The 19,250-nt window shown below is 71.4% G+C and carries 17 protein-coding genes and 1 pseudogene; 12 read left to right on the top strand and 6 right to left on the bottom strand.

The annotated features are described in order from the left end of the window. The first annotated feature begins 65 nt into the window (after nucleotides 1–65). The 3 genes from ACIP79_RS13235 to ACIP79_RS13225 are packed head-to-tail and all read left to right on the top strand — an operon-like array spanning nucleotide 66 to nucleotide 3,112. Entirely contained in the window at nucleotides 66–1,091 is a 1,026-nt protein-coding gene (locus ACIP79_RS13235; RefSeq protein WP_401222661.1) for a FecCD family ABC transporter permease, read from the top strand. A gap of 2 nt (nucleotides 1,092–1,093) precedes the next feature. Next, nucleotides 1,094–2,185: a FecCD family ABC transporter permease gene (locus ACIP79_RS13230; protein ID WP_401222660.1), complete on the top strand. Its 1,092-nt coding sequence runs from the start codon at nucleotides 1,094–1,096 to the stop codon at nucleotides 2,183–2,185. 3 nt (nucleotides 2,186–2,188) lie between these two features. Continuing rightward, nucleotides 2,189–3,112: an ABC transporter ATP-binding protein gene (locus tag ACIP79_RS13225; protein ID WP_401222658.1), complete on the top strand. Its 924-nt coding sequence runs from the start codon at nucleotides 2,189–2,191 to the stop codon at nucleotides 3,110–3,112. Nucleotides 3,113–3,167: 55 nt separating this feature from the next. Here ACIP79_RS13225 and ACIP79_RS13220 read toward each other — a convergent pair whose 3' ends face one another. Next, nucleotides 3,168–4,115, bottom strand: a complete 948-nt coding sequence (locus tag ACIP79_RS13220; protein WP_401222656.1) for a methionyl-tRNA formyltransferase — start codon at nucleotides 4,113–4,115, stop codon at nucleotides 3,168–3,170. Nucleotides 4,116–4,168: 53 nt separating this feature from the next. On the opposite strand from ACIP79_RS13220, the gene ACIP79_RS13215 reads away from it, so the two are divergent. Both ACIP79_RS13215 and ACIP79_RS13210 read left to right on the top strand, forming a co-directional pair. Beyond that, nucleotides 4,169–5,521 (top strand): lysine N(6)-hydroxylase/L-ornithine N(5)-oxygenase family protein, encoded by a 1,353-nt coding sequence (locus tag ACIP79_RS13215; RefSeq protein WP_401222654.1) that lies wholly within the window; start codon nucleotides 4,169–4,171, stop codon nucleotides 5,519–5,521. A 288-nt stretch (nucleotides 5,522–5,809) separates the two neighbouring features. Then, complete coding sequence (locus tag ACIP79_RS13210; protein ID WP_401222653.1) at nucleotides 5,810–6,193, top strand: winged helix-turn-helix transcriptional regulator; 384 nt, start codon at nucleotides 5,810–5,812, stop codon at nucleotides 6,191–6,193. Between the two features lie 126 nt (nucleotides 6,194–6,319). Here ACIP79_RS13210 and ACIP79_RS13205 read toward each other — a convergent pair whose 3' ends face one another. Next, nucleotides 6,320–7,006: a TetR family transcriptional regulator gene (locus tag ACIP79_RS13205; protein ID WP_401222651.1), complete on the bottom strand. Its 687-nt coding sequence runs from the start codon at nucleotides 7,004–7,006 to the stop codon at nucleotides 6,320–6,322. Nucleotides 7,007–7,352: 346 nt separating this feature from the next. On the opposite strand from ACIP79_RS13205, the gene ACIP79_RS13200 reads away from it, so the two are divergent. Next, nucleotides 7,353–8,759 carry a lipase family protein gene (locus tag ACIP79_RS13200; protein WP_401222752.1) on the top strand — a complete coding sequence of 469 codons (1,407 nt, stop codon included), beginning with the start codon at nucleotides 7,353–7,355 and terminating at the stop codon, nucleotides 8,757–8,759. A gap of 68 nt (nucleotides 8,760–8,827) precedes the next feature. On the opposite strand, the gene ACIP79_RS13195 is transcribed toward ACIP79_RS13200, so the two are convergent. Genes ACIP79_RS13195 through ACIP79_RS13185 form a run of 3 tightly spaced genes read right to left on the bottom strand, consistent with a single transcriptional unit; the run spans nucleotide 8,828 to nucleotide 11,630 of the window. Then, nucleotides 8,828–9,805, bottom strand: a complete 978-nt coding sequence (locus tag ACIP79_RS13195) for a ThuA domain-containing protein (protein WP_401222649.1) — start codon at nucleotides 9,803–9,805, stop codon at nucleotides 8,828–8,830. A gap of 41 nt (nucleotides 9,806–9,846) precedes the next feature. Then, on the bottom strand, nucleotides 9,847–10,173 hold the full coding sequence (locus ACIP79_RS13190) for a hypothetical protein (protein ID WP_401222647.1): 327 nt from the start codon (nucleotides 10,171–10,173) through the stop codon (nucleotides 9,847–9,849). Then, on the bottom strand, nucleotides 10,170–11,630 hold the full coding sequence (locus ACIP79_RS13185) for a PQQ-binding-like beta-propeller repeat protein (RefSeq protein ID WP_401222645.1): 1,461 nt from the start codon (nucleotides 11,628–11,630) through the stop codon (nucleotides 10,170–10,172). Before ACIP79_RS13185 ends, ACIP79_RS13190 begins: the two co-directional genes overlap by 4 nt. A gap of 45 nt (nucleotides 11,631–11,675) precedes the next feature. On the opposite strand from ACIP79_RS13185, the gene ACIP79_RS13180 reads away from it, so the two are divergent. The 6 genes and pseudogenes from ACIP79_RS13180 to ACIP79_RS13155 all read left to right on the top strand — a co-directional run bounded on the left by ACIP79_RS13180 (nucleotide 11,676) and on the right by ACIP79_RS13155 (nucleotide 17,395). After that, nucleotides 11,676–12,227, top strand: coding sequence for an ABC transporter ATP-binding protein (locus ACIP79_RS13180; RefSeq protein WP_401222644.1), 552 nt, complete (start codon nucleotides 11,676–11,678; stop codon nucleotides 12,225–12,227). Beyond that, a complete protein-coding gene (locus tag ACIP79_RS13175; RefSeq protein WP_401222642.1) occupies nucleotides 12,224–12,970 on the top strand; it encodes an ABC transporter ATP-binding protein in 747 nt (248 codons plus the stop codon). Before ACIP79_RS13180 ends, ACIP79_RS13175 begins: the two co-directional genes overlap by 4 nt. Then, nucleotides 12,967–13,642: pseudogene (locus tag ACIP79_RS13170) on the top strand (shikimate dehydrogenase); the annotation flags it as partial. The gene ACIP79_RS13175 and the pseudogene ACIP79_RS13170, both read left to right, overlap by 4 nt. Then, a complete protein-coding gene (locus tag ACIP79_RS13165) occupies nucleotides 13,582–14,502 on the top strand; it encodes a carboxylesterase family protein (protein WP_401222750.1) in 921 nt (306 codons plus the stop codon). The pseudogene ACIP79_RS13170 and the gene ACIP79_RS13165, both read left to right, overlap by 61 nt. Nucleotides 14,503–14,600: 98 nt before the next feature. Beyond that, nucleotides 14,601–15,191 (top strand): sugar O-acetyltransferase, encoded by a 591-nt coding sequence (locus ACIP79_RS13160; protein WP_401222641.1) that lies wholly within the window; start codon nucleotides 14,601–14,603, stop codon nucleotides 15,189–15,191. A gap of 203 nt (nucleotides 15,192–15,394) precedes the next feature. Beyond that, entirely contained in the window at nucleotides 15,395–17,395 is a 2,001-nt protein-coding gene (locus ACIP79_RS13155) for an NAD-binding lipoprotein (protein ID WP_401222639.1), read from the top strand. Nucleotides 17,396–17,506: 111 nt separating this feature from the next. Here ACIP79_RS13155 and ACIP79_RS13150 read toward each other — a convergent pair whose 3' ends face one another. Continuing rightward, complete coding sequence (locus ACIP79_RS13150) at nucleotides 17,507–19,246, bottom strand: beta-galactosidase family protein (RefSeq protein WP_401222637.1); 1,740 nt, start codon at nucleotides 19,244–19,246, stop codon at nucleotides 17,507–17,509. Between the last annotated feature and the right edge of the window lie 4 nt (nucleotides 19,247–19,250).

The following is a 19,250-nucleotide window of genomic DNA, read 5'->3' as shown; positions in this document are numbered from 1 at the left end:
GGACAGCTCAGAGCGCTAGAGTTAAGGCCTGCCTAACCTAAGGACGTTGTTGTGGAGTCAGGCCGGTGACCCGGACGAAAAGGCTGCGGCCCCTCCTGCTCGTGGGCTCGATCGTCGCCGTACTCGCCCTGCTGTGCCTGCTGTCGATCGGTCTCGGCGCCCTGAGCCTCCCGCCGACGCAGGTCATACAGGCGCTTTTCGGCCACCCGCCGAGCCGGACGGTCGAGGACGTGATCTGGTCGGTACGCGTCCCACGCACCGCACTTGGTCTGGCCACCGGCGCCGCCCTCGGCCTCTCCGGCGCGCTGATGATGGCCCTGACCCGCAACCCGCTCGCCGACCCCGGGATCCTGGGCGTCAGCGCGGGCGCCTCCTTCGCCATCGTGATCGCCGTCGCCGTGCTCGGCGTCGGATCGTTCTACGGGTACGTGTGGTTCGCGTTCGCGGGAGCCCTCATCGCCAGCGTGGTGGTCTTCATGCTGGGCAGGATGGGGCGTTCCGGCGCCACCCCCGTCAAACTGGCGCTCGCCGGGGTCGCGGTGACCTCGCTGCTCTCGTCACTGACCAGCGCCGTCGTGCTCACCGACCCCGACGCCCTCAACCGCTACCGCTTCTGGTCGGCCGGCTCGCTCGCCACCCCCGACAGCGACGTGATCACCCGCATCCTGCCCTTCATCGCCGTGGGAGCGGTGCTCGCCATCGCCAGCGCGCCGGCCCTCAACAGCCTGGCCCTGGGCGACGACGTGGCCGCCTCGCTGGGGCGGCGGCTCGGTCTCGTACGGCTCCAGGGCGTCACCGCCGTCATGCTGCTGACCGGCGCGTCCGTCGCAGTCATCGGGCCGGTCGTCTTCCTCGGCCTCGTCGTCCCGCACCTCGCGCGGATCCTCGCCCAACGGGCCGGGCTCGGCCCCGACAACCGGTGGCTGCTGCCTCTCTCCGCGGCCCTGGCACCCTGCCTGCTGCTCACCGCCGACATCCTCGGACGCGTGGTGGACCGGCCCGTGGAGATCCACGCCGGGGTGCTCGTCGCCTTCGTCGGCGGCCCGTTCTTCATCGCCCTGGTCCGCCGACGCAAGCTCGCGGAGGTCTGAGCGTGTCCGCACCCGTACGCACCGACTCCGGCGCGCGCCGCCCCCGTACGCCCTGGGACCGCAGACCCTTCCGGCTCACCGCACCGCCCGTGTCCGGGGTACTGCGGCCGCGGTTGCTGCTCGTCTCCGTGGCCCTGACCGCCGGGGTGTTCCTGCTGTTCTGCTGGGGCGTCACGATCGGCGACTATCCGATCACCCTGCCCGAGGTGGTCAAGGCGCTGGCCGGTTCGGGCGATCCGGCGACGGTCCTCGTCGTGCAGGACCTGCGGCTGCCGCGCGCCCTGACCGGCCTGCTGGTCGGCATCGCCTTCGGGATCTCCGGGGCGCTGTTCCAGACCATCACCCGTAATCCGCTGGCCAGTCCGGACATGATCGGCCTGACGCAGGGCGCCGGTACGGCCGTTGTGGCGGGCATCGTGCTCGGCTGGGACGGCGGCCTCGGCACCCAGGGACTCGGTCTGCTCGGCGCACTGGCCACGGCTCTCGTCGTCTACGCGCTGGCCTGGAAGCACGGCGCCACCGGCTACCGCATCATCCTGGTCGGCATCGGCGTGTCCTGGATCTGCACCAGCGCCACCGACTTCCTGCTCGCGCGCGGTCAGCAGTTCGAGGCACAGGCCGCCGTCGGCTGGCTCGTCGGCAATCTCAACGGCCGTACGTGGCACCAGGTCTCCACGCTCGCCGTCGCCATGGCCGTTCTGGTACCCGTGGCCCTGGGATTCGGCCGCTGGATGCGCACCCTGCAACTCGGCGACGACGTGGCCACCGGACTCGGCACCCCCGTACAGCCGGTCCGGCTGGCCCTGATGCTGACCGGCGTGGGTCTGATCGCCTTCGGTACGGCGGCGGCGGGACCGGTCGCCTTCGTGGCGCTGGCCGCCCCGCAGATCGCGCAGCGGCTGGTCGGCGCCGCCTCGCCACCGCCGCTCGCCTCGGGTCTGACCGGCGCGCTGGTCGTCCTCGGCTCCGATCTCATCGCACGTGAAGCGATCTCCGGCACCGAGTTGCCGGTCGGTATCGTCACCGGCGTCCTCGGCGCGCCGGTGCTGCTCTGGCTGCTCATCCGCGCCAACCGCGCGGGCACAGGAGGCTGACCCATGACGACCACCACCCCTGGCCAGGCTCCCCGCCCCGACGCGGGCTCCGCGCCCGGCACGGGTTCCGCGCCCGGCACCGGCAAGGAGTCCGGTTCCCCGGTCGTCCCGTCCCCGGGGCCCGACCTGCAGGCGAGCGGTCTGCATCTGGCGTACGACAGCCGGCTGGTCGTCGAGGATCTCGACCTGGCTCTCCAGCCCGGCCGGATCACCGCCATCGTCGGTGCCAACGCCTGTGGCAAGTCAACCCTGTTGCGTGCGCTGGCCCGGCTGCTGACCCCTCGTGCGGGCTCGGTGCAGCTGGACGGCAAGGCGCTGCGCTCCATACCCGCCCGCGAACTGGCCCAGCAGCTCGGCATCCTGCCGCAGACGCCGGTGGCGCCGGAGGGGCTGACCGTCATCGACCTGGTGAGCAGGGGCCGTTCACCGCACCAGACCTGGTGGCGGCAGTGGTCCAAGGCCGACGAACTCGCCGTGCACAGCGCGTTGGAGTCGACCGGTCTGACCGACCTGGCCGACCGCACCGTGGACGAGTTGTCCGGCGGCCAGCGCCAGCGTGCCTGGATCGCCATGGCGGTCGCCCAGGGCACGCCCGTGCTGCTGCTGGACGAGCCCACCACGTACCTGGACCTCGCCCACCAGATCGACGTCCTGGACCTGATCACGGACCTCAACCGCCGCGAGAACCGGACGGTGGTGATGGTGCTGCACGACCTCAACCAAGCCTGCCGGTACGCCGATCACGTCATCGCCATGAAGTCCGGGCGCATCGTGGCCGAGGGCCCGCCGGCCGAGGTGATCACCGCCGCCACGGTCGAGGACGTCTTCTCGCTGCGCTGCCAGGTCACCACCGACCCGGTGAGCGGGACGCCGCTGGTGATCCCGATGGGCCGCCATCACGACACGGTCCCGTCGGACGCGGACTGACCCGGGCACGTCCCCGGGCCGGTCCGCCCCCGACAGGGCTTGCGAGCGGGGTCATTCAGGGGCGGGCGGTCAGATAGCCGCCCATGGTGCGGAAGTAGTCCTGCGCCGCGTGCTCGGTGCCGTCCTCGGTGCGCACCCGGCGTATCACCAGACCGCGGCTCTTGCCGCCGCGGGCGTCCGCACCGGCCACGACGACCACGCCGTCGCCCTCCCGGATGAAGATCCGGCCGGGCGTGCCGCCGTACCGCGCCTCGGAGACGGCCGCGGACACGATGCGGATCCGCTCGCCACGATGGTGGGTGAAGGCGCTGGGGTACGGGTCGGACTGGGCGCGCACCAGCCGTTCCAGGTCCTCCGCGGGCCAGGACCAGTCGATCCGGCTGTCCTCGATGGAGCGCTTGTGGAAGAAACTGGCGCGAGCACGGTCCTGCGGCTGCCAGCGGTCCTCGCCCGCGGCGATCAGGTCGAGCGACTCCCGCACGAGGGGGGTGATCAGGTCCACGGTCCGGTGGAACAGGTCGGTCGCGGTGTCAGCGGGGCCCACCGGTACCGAGCGCTGGATCAGCACGTCCCCGGCGTCGAGTTCGCCGTTCATCCGGTGCGCGGTGACGCCGACCCGCTCCTCGCCGTTGATGAGGGCCCAGATGATCGGCGAGAAGCCCGCGTAGGCGGGCAGCAGCGAGTCGTGGATGTTGAGCGTGCCGTGCGGCGGCAGGTCGAAGATCTCCGGAGGAAGCCAGGTCCGCCAGTTGTTGGCCACGATGATGTCCGGGGCCGCCTCCCGCAGGGCGTCGAGCAGTTCGGCGTCATCGGGACGGTTGCGCAGCAGCACCGGGACGCCGTGCTTGGCAGCCAGTTCGGCGACCGAGTCGTCCCAGATCTTCTCGTACGCGTGCTCGCTCCTGGGGTGGGTGACGACGAGGACGACCTCGTGGTCGGAGCCCAGAAGCGCCTGCAGCGTGCGGTGGCCCCAGGTCTGATAGCCGAACATGACGACCCGCATGCGGTTCTTCCCTTCAACGGCGTTATTGCAAGGTAAGCCTTACCTTATCTACTATGAGCCGCGCTGAGGGAGGCGATGCAACGGTGGAAAATCCGCACAGCGGGCCACATGTCATTCACGATGTCCTCGGAATAGGTTTCGGACCGTCAAACCTGGCACTGGCCATAGCCGTTGAGGAGCACAACGCACAACTTCCGCGGGACCAGCGTCTCAACGCCCGGTTCCTCGAACGACAACCACGCTTCGGATGGCATCGCGGCATGCTCATCGACGACGCGACCATGCAGGTGTCCTTCCTCAAAGACCTCGTCACGATGAGGAATCCGACCAGTGACTTCAGCTTCCTGTGCTATCTGCGGGAACGGGGCAGACTGGTGGACTTCCTCAATCAGAAGACGCTCTTCCCGCTCCGGGTCGAGTTCCACGACTACTTCGAGTGGGCCGCCGCCCGGGTGGGACACCTGGTCGACTACTCCTCGGAGGTGCTGTCCGTCGAGACGGTGCGTGACGAGGACGGCGAGATCTCCCACCTCGACGTCACCTGCCGTGACGCGGACGACCCGACCCGTACGGTGGTCCACCGGGCGCGCAACATCAGCGTGGCCGTCGGCCTCGAACCCCATCTGCCGCCGGGCACGGAGCTCTCCGAACGCGTCTGGCACAACAGCCAGTTGATCCCGCGAGTCGCCGAGGTACTGGCCTCGGGCGCCCCCGTACGCAGGGTGGTCGTCCTCGGTGCGGGCCAGAGCGCGGCCGAGGCGGTGGACTACCTCCACCGCTCCTTCCCCGACGCCGAGATCTGCGCGGTGTTCGCCAAGTACGGCTACACACCCGCGGACGACAGCCCCTTCGCCAACCGGATCTTCGACCCGGAGGCGGTCGACGTCTACTTCCGGGCGCCGTCCGAGGTGAAGCAGTCGCTGGTCGACTACCACCGCTCCACCAACTACTCGGTCGTCGACATGGATCTCATCGAGGCCCTGTACGCGACCGCGTACCGCGAGAAGGTGCAGGGCCGCGAGCGGTTGCGTTTCCTCAACGTCTCGCGCATCCGGCAGGTGGACGTCCTGGACGAACGGCTCGGTGTCACGGTGGAGTTCCTGCCGACCGGCGAGCGGGAGACCCTCGACGCGGACCTCCTGGTCCACGCCACCGGCTACCGCTCCCAGGACATCGGCACCCTGCTGGGCGACTCGTCCAAGTACTGCCTGCGGGACGACGGCGACGCCGTCCGGGTCGGCCGCGACCACCGCGTGGAGGTCGCGCCGGAGGTCACGGCGGGCATCTACCTCCAGGGCGGCACCGAGCACACCCATGGACTGACCTCGACCCTGCTGTCCACCACGGCCATCCGAGCGGGCGAAATCCACGACTCACTGATCGCGCGCCGGGGTCTCGTCCACTGACCTCGCCCTGGTCACAGACCTGACGAAACGTTTACGCCGTTCCCCGTGCAGCCGGACCGCACGGGGAACGGCGTAAACGTTTTCCCAGGCGCGCGCACCGCCCGTGACTCGCGCACCGCCCACGACTTTCATGCCGCCCGCCACACCACGGCGGATGTCACCTCCCTGGACCCCAGAACGCTCGACCGCGGCAGGCCGCCGAGCTCGACCTCGGCGCCCTTCGAAGTGGTGCGCTGCATACCCTCGACGCCAGGCAGCCGACAGGTACCTGTCGGTACCCTTCAGCTCGTGAGCCTTCGTCCCGGCACCGTCTTCCTCGCCGACTGCCCCGCCCGCCTGGCCATCGAGATCATCGCCGGCAAATGGGCCGTGGTCACGCTCTTCGCGCTGAGCGACGGCCCTCTGCGCCACGGTGAACTGGTCGACCTCATCGGAGGCGTCTCGCGCAAGGTACTGACGCAGACGCTGCGCCGCCTCCAGGACAACGGGCTCATCGAGCGCCGCGCGTACGCCGAGGCGCCACCACGCGTGGAGTACAGCCTGACCGAGCTCGGACGCACCCTGGAGGAGCCCATCCGGAGGCTCACCGACTGGGCGAGGACCAACGGTGAGGCGGTCGTCGCGTTCCACGAGGCAGCTGAGGAGAAGGGCGCACAGCGCGTATCTCCCTGACGGGTCGGTCGGTTGACCGAGTGTTTCCGTCCTCGCCCGCGCGGAGTTGTCACCCGACCCGCGGAGTTGTCACCCGACCCGCGCGGAGTTGTCACCCCGAAGAACCCCACCGGCCCCTGTCGGACCTCAGTAGGGCAGCCCCTCCGAGGCCGCCCGCAGGGCCGCGACGAGGCAGGTGACGATTTCGCCGCCCGAGGCCTCGGGGTCGTCCGCGTACCGCCGGGCGAACTCCTCCGCCGCCGCACGCAGGGCGCCGTTGATGGTGGCCGCGTGCACCCGCACCCGCAGGTCGTCCGCGTCGCCGCCGGACCGCTGGGCGAGGAGCTCGCCGAGGACGGGCAGCGCGTCGTCGTGGGCCTGGAGCCAGACGGCACGCAACGCCGGGTCGGTGGACGTCATGCGGATCAGGTCGAGGATCGCCGGGGTGGCGGGAGGCAGCTCGCCGTGCCGGCAGGAGTTCGTGAAGAAGTCCAGCAGGCTCGCCTCCGGAGGCCAGTGACGCAAGCGCTCCATGGCGAAGTCGAGCCCCACCGCGAGCAGGGGCAGTACGCAGCTCTCCTTGGTCGGGAAATAGCGCCACAGCGTGCGGGCGGAGATCCCCACGGCCCGCGCGATCTGCTCCCCCGTCGTACCGGTGACGCCCTGTGCGGCGAAGAGGCGGACAGCCTCCCGGGCGATGTCCAGACGGAGTGCCGCCTTGCGCCGCTGGGCGAGCGACGGCGCGGCGTCCACGCTCGTCAACTGCCCCGGTTCCACGGACGGCGCCTCGCGCACCCTCGCTCCACCACCCTCCGCCGCCGGCCACCGCAGCATAGCGAGCGGTTCGGAAATGACTCACGCAGACGTCTTGTCACTGAGTGACACCCAGACTTACCGTGAAGTAAGTAACCCGCGGGTAACCCCAACGCCCCGGGCCTCGTTTGGCATGCACGCGCCATGTTTTGCCTCGGGTGGAGCCCCCATGGGACCGGTGCGCCTCCAGGCAGGACACCTGACGGGCCACCACGGCGTCCGCGCCCTCGACGGTGCGCCGGTCCACGGCACGACCGGTACGTGCGCCCCACCCATGACCAGCACCGCCGCCACCGGACGGGCGATGGACGCCGCCCCGCCGATGGCCTCGACACGAACATCCGACCGACGAGCGAGGAACGAACCCATGAGCCGCAAGAGCACCCCTTCCACTCTCTCGGCGACGACCGCCCCGCATCCGGCGACTCCGGCCACCCGCCCCGCCTCCCCCACCGGACTCCGCCTGCTGGCGGGCGTCGTCGCCGGTGCCGTCTGCGTGGGCCTGTGCGCGAGCCAGGCCGCCGCGGACCCGACGCGGCCCGTCGTCTCGCGCGGGGTCACCATCCCGGTGTTCTACAACCCCCCGGCCGAACTGCCCGCCGCCAACGGCGCGTTGATCCGGACCGAGCCCCTGCCGCTAGGGCTGAGCATCCCCGGCCTCGACGGCCGTCCGATGCCGGGCACCGCGACCCGCCTGATGTACAGATCGACCGACTCCGCCGGGCTGCCCGTAGCCGTGACCGGCGCCTACATCGAGCCCTCGGCCGCCTGGAAGGGCACCGGACCGCGCCCCCTGGTCGCGCTGGCCTCGGGCACCGTGGGCCAGGGCGACCAGTGCGCGCCGTCCTTCACCCTCCAACACCCGCTGACCCTCAACGGCGAGACGGTGTCGGTGGGTTACGAGGCCCTGGCGATCTACCGGATCCTGGCCACCGGTGCCGCGGTCGTCGTCACCGACTACGTCGGCCTGGGCACCACCGACCGCCTGCACACGTACGTCAACCGGCTCGACCAGGCACACGCCCTGCTGGACGCCGCCCGAGCCGCCCGCTCCGTCCCCGGCGCTACGGTCACCGCGGCGTCCCGCACCGGCCTGTACGGCTACAGCCAGGGCGGTGGCGCCAGCGCGGCCGCCGCGGAACTCCAGCCCTCCTACGCCCCCGACGTCCCGCTGGCCGGAACCTACTCGGGCGCGCCCCCGGCCGACCTCACCTCGGTCATGAAGGGCATCGACGGCAGTGCGCTGGCCGGCGCGCTGGCCTGGTCGATCAGCGGGTTCGCGCAGGCCGACCCCGACCTGCGCGCGGTCGTCGACGCGAACATCAACGCCGCCGGGAAGGCCGCCCTGGCGGACGCGTCGACCATGTGCGTCGGCGACGCGCTGTTCGGCTACGGCTTCACCAAGAGCGAGAAGTGGACCAACGACGGCCGGTCCATCGGGGCCGTCATCGCCGCCGACCCCCGCGCGAAGGCCGCCCTGGACAAGCAGCGGATCGGCACCCTCAAACCCGCGGGCCCGGTGCGGCTGGCCACCGGCGTCCAGGACGACATCGTTCCCCACGCGCAGGCCCGGCAGTTGGCCGTCGACTGGTGCCGCAAGGGTGCCGACGTCACCTACGACGCCATCAACCTGCCCAATCTCGGCGACAAGATCCTCACCAACCATCTGGTGCCTCTCATCACCGACCAGGGCGACGCCATCTCGTGGCTGACCGACCGCCTCGCCGGCAAGTCGGCCTCCTCCAACTGCTGGACGATGCCGCTCCAGCCCTGACCCGGCACCTCGCGCACCGGGTTCGGCCGCGTCCGCCACCCCCACGGTGGGCGCGGCGGCACCCGTTCTCAGGGCGACGCGCAGAAGGGCCGGCTGCCCATCGCGGACTCGATCCCGCCGAGGACCAGCTTCTGGAACTGGGCCGCTCCCGGGAAGGAACCGTCGGTCGAGAAGTCCTTGGCGTCATGGCCCAGCGTGGTCAGCCAGGCGCGCCCCCCGTCGTAGTACTGGCACCAGGCGACCGGCTGATTCCTGCCGTGACCGGGGTGATGCTGGTTGCCGGTGACCCCCTCGGCGAGGGTCGAGGTGTCGACGGTGGCCAGGACGCGGACGTCGGAGGGGGCGGGGACGAGGTTGTACCACTCGTCGGTGAAGGTCCAGCGGGCCGGGAGGTCCTTGGTGGAGGCGTCGTGACGGTTCTGGGTGACGACCGTCCCGGGCTGGTTCGGACCGTGGTCGTAGAAGTTCGCGCCGCCCAGCAGACCCTCGTACCAGGGCCAGTTGTACTCCGTGCCGAAGGCGTTGTGGATGCCGCCGAAGCCCCCGCCGCCGCGGACGTACTGGCGCAGTGCGGTCTGACCGGCGTCGTCGAGGGTGTCCCTGCTGGTGGAGTAGAAGACGACCGCGTTGTAGTTGAAGAGCCGCGCCGGTGTGGCGAGTTGGGTGACGTCCTCGGTCCAGTCGACGGTGAAGCCGTTGTCCCTGCCCATCTTCACGAGAGCGTTCTGCACGACGTTGGCGTCCACGAGGGCCGGGTTGAGTCCCGTGCCGAGGTTCGCGTGGCGGGGACCGGCGGTGCGGGTGTAGAGGAGGACCCGGTAACCGTCCGTCGCCGGGGTGAAGTTGCCCCAGTCGTGGTAGCAGGCGCGGCTGGTGCCCCGGCAGACGCCGTAGTCGGGATCGCCGAGTTCGCGGGCTCCGCCGGACCTGTCGGCGCCGCTCGCGGACGCCTGCTGGTGGGCGCCCAGGAAGGCGGCCAGGGCGACGAGTGCGGTGGCGAGGACCGCGGCCAGTACGGACATGGTCGTACGGGGTTTCGCCGCCATGGTGATCCGTCCTCTCGCTTGGCTCACCGGCCTCACCGCCCTCACCGGACGACGATCTTGCCGGTGGACTGGGGGAAGGCCGGGTCGTTGTAGAAGTACTCGCCCGGCGGGCCGAAGGTGTACGTGTACGACTGGCCCGGCATCAGCAGGCCCGTGTCGAACTCCGCGTCGAAGAACGCCGCCGCGCCGTGCGCCAGTTGGTTGTCCGCCGGGTTGGAGAAGGTGACGGTGGTGCCGGCCGGCACGGTGAGGTGCTGGGGTGACATCGCGTTCTGGGCGACCGAGTTCTCGACCGCTCCAGGGGCCCCGGCGGCGGCGTTCCAGATCCGGCCCAGGGTGACGGTGTTGTTCGCCGCCGCGCCGGTCACGGCCGCGGTGCGGATCTGGTTGCGCGCGCGGGTGGGGTGGGTGCGGGCACCTGGGCGACGGTGCCGCCCAGCTTGAACGCCCACAGGTGGTCGCCTCGCGGGATGTCGGGGAAGGGCAGGCCGTTCCCGCCGGCGAGCACGGCGACGTACTGTTCGCCGTCGATCTCGTAGCTGACCGGGATGGTATTGACCCCGGCGTCGCACTGCCAGGTCCACAGGGTGGTGCCGTCGGTGTCGTCCATCGCTTCGAGCACTCCGTCGGGGCGCCCCTGGAAGAGGAGCCGGCCCGCGGTGGTGAGGATGCTGTTGCCGTGGGCGAGGGACCAGTCGCCCTCCTTGCGCCAGGCGACCGTGTTGGTGCGCGGGTCCATCGCGACCAGGCCGCCGCCGAACAACTCGCCCAGCGGACGGGCGGTGTTGACGCGCCCTCCGCGGGTGTTGGAGTAGGAGGAGTCGACCAGGCCGTAGCCGATGTAGACGTAGCCGGTCTTCGGGCTGAAGGACGGGAAGGCCCAGTCCCCGCCGCCGCCCGCGCCCGGGAAGAGGATGGTGGCCCGGTCCCAGAAGACCGAGTACAGCCCGCCGACCGGGTAGAACGGCACCGGCCTGGTCGTGCTGTCCAGGCGGGGGAAGGGGTCCGTGAAGGGTTCGCCGCCCGGGAACGGCTGGGTGGGCGCGGTCTTCTGGGCCGTGTGCTGGGGGACCTCCCGTTCCTCCAGCCCGTGGACGGCCTCTCCGGTGCGCCGGTCGAGGATGTAGAACCAGCAGGTCTTCGACCCGTAGACGACGACCTTGCGCCTCCTGCCGTCGATGAGGAGGTCGGCGAGGACGGGCGCCATGACGTTGTCGGCGTCCCAGATGTCGTGGTGCACGGACTGGAAGTGCCAGCGCTGCTTCCCGGTCTTGGCGTCGATGGCCACGATCGAGTTGGCGAAGAGGTTGTCACCGGCCCGGGACGAACCGTCCGTCCGGGGATAGGGGTTGCCGAACGTCCAGTAGACCAGGCCCAGTTCGGGGTCGACGGCGGGGTGGATCCAGGGCACGGCGCCGCCGGTCTTCCAGGAGTCGCCGTCCCAGGTGTCGTGTCCGAACTCGCCGGGTCCCGGCGGTCCCCAGAAGGTCCATACGACGGCGCCCGTCCTCGCGTCGAGCGCGTAGCCGCGGCCCCGCGCCCCGGCCGTGGACCCCTCGGTGCCGACGTAGATCATGCCGTCGAAGTGGACGACCGCGCCCGCGAGTCCGCCGCTGTTGCCGCCGCACTGCCCGCTGTCGTTGTCGCAGCCGTCGTCGCCGCCGTTGTCCTCGACGATCAGCGATTTCCGCCAGACGACGGCACCGGTCCGGCGGTCAAGGGCGTAGACGATGTTGGCGCCCGAGATGGTGAAGACCTTGCCCTCGGCGACGGCCACCCCGCGCGCCGCACCACCACCACGGCCCGCCCCTACGCGCTGTCCCACCTCGGGATCGCCCGGACGTTCCAGAACCTGCGCCTGTTCGACCTGTTGACGGTCCGGGAGAACATCCTCGTCGCCCTCGACCGCACCCGCACGCACGCCATCTGGCGCTACGCGCTCTGGCAGCCGGGAGTCATCGCTCAGGAACGACAACTGCGCCAGGAGGCACAGGAGTTGCTGGACCGGTTCGGGCTGGCCGACTACGCGGGGGCGGCGCCCGGATCGCTCCCCTACGGCATCCAGCGCCGGATCGAGATCGCCCGCGCCATGGCCTCCCGCCCCCGTCTGCTGCTCCTGGACGAACCGGCCGCGGGACTGAACGGCGAGGAGATGCAACAACTCGCCCGCATCGTCCGCCCGATCCGCGACAGCGGCACGACGGTGGTCCTCATCGAGCACAACATGGGCCTGGTCATGTCCCTGTGCGAGCGGGTCACGGTGCTCTCCGGCGGCGCGGTCATCGCCGAGGGCACCCCGGCCGAGGTGGTGGCGACCCCCGAGGTGATCGAGGCGTACCTCGGCGACTCCGTACTGGCGGACGTACCCCCGGCCGCACCGGTGGGGGACGCGGCCCCGACCCGTAAGGAGACCACCCGATGAAAGCGCTGTTCGCCCCCGCCCGCACCGAGTCCGGCGGCACGCTCGCCGTCGAGGAACTCTCCGTCCACTTCGGCGGGGTCTGCGCCGTCCGCTCCATCAGCTTCAGCGTGGCCCCGGGTGACTCGGTCGGTGTCATCGGCGCCAACGGAGCGGGCAAGACCTCCACGCTCAAGGCCCTGACGGGCCTGGTGCCCCGCAGCGGCGGCCGTGTCACGCTGGGCGAGCGGGACCTCACCATGGTGCGGGCCCGGGACATGGTGCGGCACGGCATCGGCTACGTCCCGGAGGGCCGCCATGTCTTTCCCGGCCTGCCCGTGGAGAAGAACCTGCTGCTCGGCGCGTACGCGCGGCGCTGGGACGCCGAGACCAGGGCAACCCTGGAGGAGGTGTACGAACTCTTCCCCGTGCTGCGGGAGATGAGCGGCCGGCTGGCGGGGGCACTGTCCGGCGGGCAGCAGCAGATGCTGGCGATCGGCCGCGCCCTGATGACCAGACCGCGCGTCCTTCTCCTCGACGAACCCTCGATGGGCCTGTCCCCCATCCTCGTCGGCTTCATCCTCGACAACCTGCGACGGCTGCGGGAGGAGGGGCTGAGCCTGCTCCTCGTGGAGCAGAACGCCAAACTCACCTTCGGCGCGACCAGCCACTGCCTGGTCATGGAGAACGGCGGCGTGGCGATGACGGGTACGTCCGAGGAACTCAGCCGGGACGCACGGGTCCGCCAGATCTATCTGGGCCTGTGAACGGGGGCCAGGCGGCGCCCCGGCGGGCGGCCTGGGACTCGTACCTCATCGGCCTGATCGGCTCCGGCATCGGCACCTCGCTCAGTCCGGGGCTGCACGAGCGGGAGGCGGACCGGCAGGGGCTGCGCTACCTCTACCGCCTGATCGACATCGACGGCCTCGGTGGAGCGCCCGGCACGCTCGGCGAACTGGTCGGCTCCGCACGGCAGATGGGGTTCCGCGGCTTCAACATCACCCCCCTGTAAGCAACTCGTCATCGAGCACCTCGACGAACTCTCCCCGCAGGCCGAGGCGGTGGGAGCGGTCAACACGGTAGTCTTCGAGGGCCGGGGCGCGAGCGGTCGCGCGGTGGGCCACAACACCGACGTCACCGGCTTCGCCGCCTCTTTCGACCGGGAGCTGCCGGACGCCCGGCTGGAACGGGTCGTGCAGCTCGGCGCCGGAGGAGCGGGAGCGGCCGTCGCGCACGCGCTGCTCGCCCGGGGCGCCCAACGCCTGGCGATTCTCGACCCGTTGACGGACCGGGCGGTGGCACTCGCCGCGTCCCTGAACCGGCGTTTCGGGGACGGCCGGGCGTCAGCCGCCGACACGGCCGGCCTCCCGGCGCTGACATCACGGGCCGACGGACTCGTCCACGCCTCCCCCACCGGGATGGCGGCCCATCCCGGGCTAAGCAGGGCCCCGCCTACGGCGCGACGAAGGGCGCGACCACGCTCAGGCAACTGCACGCCCTGCCCTGGCAGGACCTCACGGACGGCGCCTCGCTCAAGGACGAGTCGATCGACACGAAGTCCGTGGCGAAACCACCGCTGTTCCGGCCGGTCGTCGACGGCTGGGTGCTGCCGGCCGGCTATCGGGCGACCTACGACGCCCGCGCCCAGAACAACGTCTGGTACCTGGCCGGCAACAATCTCGACGAGAGCGGGGCCGTGCCCGAGACCGCCTTCGAGTACTGGCGCCGGACGGGTTACCCGGACCGCCCCGGCGCACCCCCCGTCCACGTCACCCTGGACGACCACGTCGGCGCCGCGCGGCGGAAGTTCGGCACGATGGCCGACGAGTTCCTGCGGCTCTACCCCGCGACCACGGACGACGAGGCCGCCCTGGCGAGCAATGACGCGGTCCGCGACAACTCCCGGGTCTCGACGTACCTGTGGGGCACCGAGTGGACGAAGGGCGCCGACCGGCCGGTCTACACGTACTTCTGGACGCACCGCCCGCCGGGCCCCGACCACGACATCCGCGGCGCCTACCACGGCTCCGAGATCGTCTACTTCTTCGGCAACCTCCACCCGGCCGCCCAGGGGTGGACCGACCAGGACCGCGAGATCGCCGACCCCATGTCCTCCTACCTGGCGAACTACATCACCGACGGCGACCCGAACGGCCCTGGTCTGCCCAACTGGCCCGCCTACAGCCCCGGTTCGCCGACCGTGATGGAGGTCGGCGAGCACTACGGGCCGACGCGGGTGGCGTCCCGGCGCAAACTCGGCTTCTGGCGGCGGTACTTCGAGACCCAGGAAGCCTGGTAGGACTCCCGCATGCGGAGACGACGGCTGACGGATGAAGCACGGGGAGGGCCCGACTCCATACGCTCGGTGGACACACCACGAGAGGGAGCGACCGGCACGTGATTTCTGAAGGCCTGCGGGCGCGCATGCTGGGCGGCGCGATGTACAACGACCTGCTCGACGAGCTCGTCCGGGCGAGGGAACGGACGGTGCTGCTCACCGACGAGTACAACGGGAGCTTCGGGCAGCCCGTGGCGGAGCGGATGAGTATCCTGCGGCGCCTGCTCGGGCGGACCGGTACGGCGGCGCATTTCGAGCCCACGCTCCGGTGCGAGTTCGGCTCCAACATCACGCTGGGCGAGAACTTCTACGCCAACTTCGACTGCGTCCTGCTCGACGGCGGCGCCATCACCATCGGCGACAACGTCCTGTTCGGACCCAGGGTGTCGGTCTACACCAGCAACCACGCTCTCGACCCCGCCGAGCGGGTGGCCGGCGGCTGCTACGCACGTCCGGTCTCGGTCGGCGACAACACGTGGATCGGCGGCGGCGTCACCATCAACCCCGGAGTCTCCGTCGGCCGTGACGTCGTCATCGGGGCGGGCAGCGTCGTCACCAGGTCCGTACCCGACGGCGTGATGGCCGCCGGAGTCCCGGCCCGCGTGATCCGGCCGATCACCGACGCGGACAGGACCGGATACCTCCCCTGACACCGCCCCACGCCACCTCGCCATGACCGGGGCACTTGCCCGAAAGAATGAATCAGCCCCGGAATCCCGCGTGTCCGCGTTCCGCAGGCCGCACTGTGCGGGGACGGGCCGGCCACCGCCATGCCCGTACGCACGCCGGACCGCGGTCCGGGGCGGGACGGCTCACCGCGGCGAGCGCGGTACAGGCGAGGAGCGGGGTGGGAGTGGAACGGCTGAAGGGGCGAGTGCCGGTCTCGTTGCGGGACCGGGCGCGCTATCGGTTCGACCGTACGCTGGCCCGCAGTACCGGCACCCTGATGGGCTGGCTGGTGGTCACCTGCCTTGCCGTCGTCGTGCCGGTGAGCGCGCTGATGGTGTGGACGGACCCCGGCTCCCCGCGGTCGCTGTCGGGCCGGCTGACCGCGGTGTGGCGGACCAGCGGGGAGACGCTGCGTCTGGGGTCGCTGACCGGCACCCCGCTGCGCATGCTGCTGTCGGCCCTGCTCGGGCTGGTCGCCCTGCTCTGCGTGTCGACCCTGATCGGGGTGATCACCACCGGTCTGGAGAAGCGCCTGGCGGTGCTGAGCCGTGGGCGGTCGACGGTGCTGGAGCAGGGCCATGCCGTCGTTCTCGGCTGGTCGGACCAGGTGTGCACGGTGGTGGGCGAGTTGGTCGCCGCCCAGGCCCCGCACCGGCCGTGGGCCGTCGTCCTGCTGGCGGACCGCGACAAGGCCGAGATGGAACAGACGCTGGCCACCCGGGTGGGTCCGACGGGCCGGACCCGGATCATCTGCCGCAGCGGCCCGGCGAGCGACCCCGCCGTACTCGCGCTGGTCAGCCCGAGGACGGCGAGCACCGTACTGGTGCTGCCCTCCGGGGAACCGACGGCGGACGCCGAGGTGCTGCGCACCCTGCTGGCGCTGCGGGCGGTCCTCGGTGAGGGCGCGGACGGGCCGCCGGTGCTGGCCGCGGTACGGGACGACCGGTACCGGGCGCCGGCCCAGTTGGCCACCGGTCCACGCGGCACGGTCCTGGAGACCGACACGGTCACGGCCCGGCTGATCGCGCAGTGCGTCGGCCGTCCCGGCCTGTCGCTCGTCCTGCGCGACCTGCTCGACTTCGCCGGTGACGAGTTCCACCTCGCCGACGCCGGCGCGTTCGAGGCGGGTACCTTCGGCGCGGCCCTGCTGGGCCATGCCACCTCCTGCGTGGTCGGACTGCTCACCCCGCAGGGCCGCACGCTGCTGAGCCCGTCGGCGGACACTCTCGTCGCGCCGGGGAGCCGTCTGATCGTCCTCACCCGCGACGAGGACGCGGTAGGGCCCGAGGACTGCCAGCACCTGGTGGACCCGTCGGCGATCGTCACGGCCCAGCCGCCGCCGGACGACCCCGCGCGCCTCCTGCTGCTCGGCTGGAACAGGCGCGCGCCCCTCGTCGTCGACCAGTTACGGCGTACGGCCCGGCCGGGATCGGTCCTCGACGTGGTGACGGACAGGGCCGTACCGGCACCGGCACGGGAGACGGACCCCGTGACCGCGCCCGCCGCCCGGCTGACCGTGCGGTTCCGTTCCGCCGACCTGTCGCGGCCCGAGAGCCTGCTCGGGCTCGAACTCGCCCCCTACGACGGGATGATCGTCCTCGGCCCCGATCCGGGCGAGGGTCCTGAGCGCCCCGACGACCGGACGCTGGTCACCCTGCTGGCCCTGCGGCTGCTGGAGGAGCGCACCGGACGGGAACTGCGCGTGGTCACCGAACTCACCGACGACCGCAACCGGCCGCTGGCGCCCCTCGATCCCGGCTCCGACGTCATCGTCAGCGGTGAACTGACCGGACTGCTCATGGCGCAGATCGCGCAGAACCGGCATCTGGCCACCGTTTTCGACGAGTTGTTCTCCGCGGAGGGCAGCACGATCTGTCTCCGGCCCGCGGGGCGTTACGTCCGTCCGGGCGTCGAGGCGACCTTCGCCACCGTCGTGGCCGCCGCCCGTGACCTCGGCGAGTGCGCCATCGGCTACCGCGATCACGACCGGCGGACGACGCCTCCGGGCTACGGGGTCCGGCTCAACCCCGACAAGGGTGAGCGACGCCGGTGGGGCGCCGAGGACCAGGTGGTCGTCGTGGCAGGCGAACCACCGGAGTCGAGGGAGCACGCCGACGCCGCCACCGTCGCCGCGTGGCATCCGGACGAGGACCAGCCGGGGCGGGCGGCCGACACCAGGTCGTAGCCGCAGGAGAGCACCGGGGCACACATCCCGAGGTTTCCCGGCAGGACAGCCGGTTGCCGCCCACCGGGGCGGGCACGGCCCGGCCGCACGGCCGCCTCGGTGAGGCACCCCTCACGTCAGGTGCGCGTCGGTGCCCTCCGTCCGTTCCGTCTCCAGCACCCACAGGTCGTTGGCGCCGGCCCGGAGGACGTGCCCGGGGACGTACAGGGAGGTCTGTGGGCCGGCCGACCAGTAGCGGCCCAGGCAGAAGCCGTTGATCCAGGCGTATCCCCGGCCCCAGCCGGGAAGCTCCAGCGACGCGTCACCGGGAACCTGCACATCGAGGGTGCCCCGGTACAGACCGGGTTCGCCCCGCTCCGGTGCGCGAAAGGGCAGTCCGGTGACGGCCTCGGTGTCGTCGAAGGAGTCCAGCCGCAGGCCGCGAGCCGTCACCCCGTGCAGATACTGCCGTTCGTGCAGGATCCCGCCGGTCAGCCCCTTCGGCTCGCCCAGCAGGGGCCCGTAGTTGACACGGCCCAGCGACTCCACCCACACCTCCACGTCGGCGGGTCCGGGGACGGCCGCGCCCACGTCCGTGACCACGCCGTCGACGAGCATCCGCACCGCGTCCCGCGCTCCGGGAAGGGTCAGCGGCAGCGGGGGGCGGGGCCCGGGGACGCTCGTGCGGTAGCGCACCAGCCCCCGGTCGACGTCCAGTTCCTCGAACGTGGGCGCGTGGCCGAAGGTCCGCTCCGGTCCGCCGAGCGCGTCCGTCACCTCGTCCAGCGGCAGCCAGGAGCCGAGTTCGGCCGTGGTCGGCGAGGCGAGGACCGGCGGCGCGGCCGGCAGCGCCGGGGGCGGGGTCGCCGCGTAGTCGGCCAGGACCTCACGGAAGCGCCAGAACTTCTCCGTGGGCCCGCCTTTTTCGTCGATCGGGGCGTCGTAGTCGTAGGAGGTGATGGTGGGTTGGAAGGCACCGTCGTGAAGGTCACCGGTCCGGTTGGCGCCCGCCCAGCCGCCGAAGCTGGTGCCGCCGTGAGCCATGTAGACGTTCACCGACGCGCCGTTCTCCAGGACGGCACGCAGTTGGGCCGCGGCGTCACCGGCGTCGCGCCGCGTGGTCCCGTCGCCCCAGTGGGCGAACCAGCCGCACCAGAACTCCATGCACATCAGCGGTCCGGTGGGCTGGTGCCGCCGCAGGGTACGGAAGGCCTCGCCCGCGTCCGAGCCGAAGTTCACGGTCGCCAGTACACCGGGCAGCGATCCGCCGGTGAGCATGTGGTCCTCCGGCCCGTCGGAGGTGAACAACGGGACCGTCACTCCGATGTCCCGCAGCAGCGCGGCCAGTTCGCGCAGGTACTCCTGGTCGGAACCGTAACTGCCGTACTCGTTCTCGACCTGCACCATCAGGACCGGCCCGCCTCGGTCCACCTGGCGTTGTACGACCTGGGGCAGCAGCCGGGCGAACCAGCACCGCACCGGCTCCAGGTACGCGGCGTCCCGGGTGCGCAGCCGCTTGCCCACCGCACCGGTCAGCCAGTGCGGCAGGCCTCCGTTCTCCCATTCGGCGCAGATGTACGGTCCGGGGCGGACGACGGCCCACATGCCCGCCGCGCGCACCGCGTCCAGGAACCTGCCCAGCGCCTCGGGGTCCCGGTAGCGGCCGGGGAAGGGCTCGTGGAGGTTCCAGGGCACGTACGTCTCGACGCAGTTGAGGCCCATCGCCCGCAGCATGCCCAGCCGGTGTGCCCACTGCTCCTCGTGGACGCGGAAGTAGTGCAGGGCGCCCGACAGCAGCCGCACGGGCCGGCCGTCCAGCTCGAAGCCGGTGTCGGTCACGGTGAAGGCGGTGCCCGCGCGCGGTTCGGTCATCGAC

The sequence above is a fragment of the Streptomyces sp. NPDC088747 genome, from assembly GCF_044751025.1.
Taxonomy (GTDB): Bacteria; Actinomycetota; Actinomycetes; order Streptomycetales; family Streptomycetaceae; genus Streptomyces.
The sequence above is the reverse complement of the archived record's forward strand: the minus strand, read 5'-3'. Positions and strand labels throughout refer to the sequence as shown.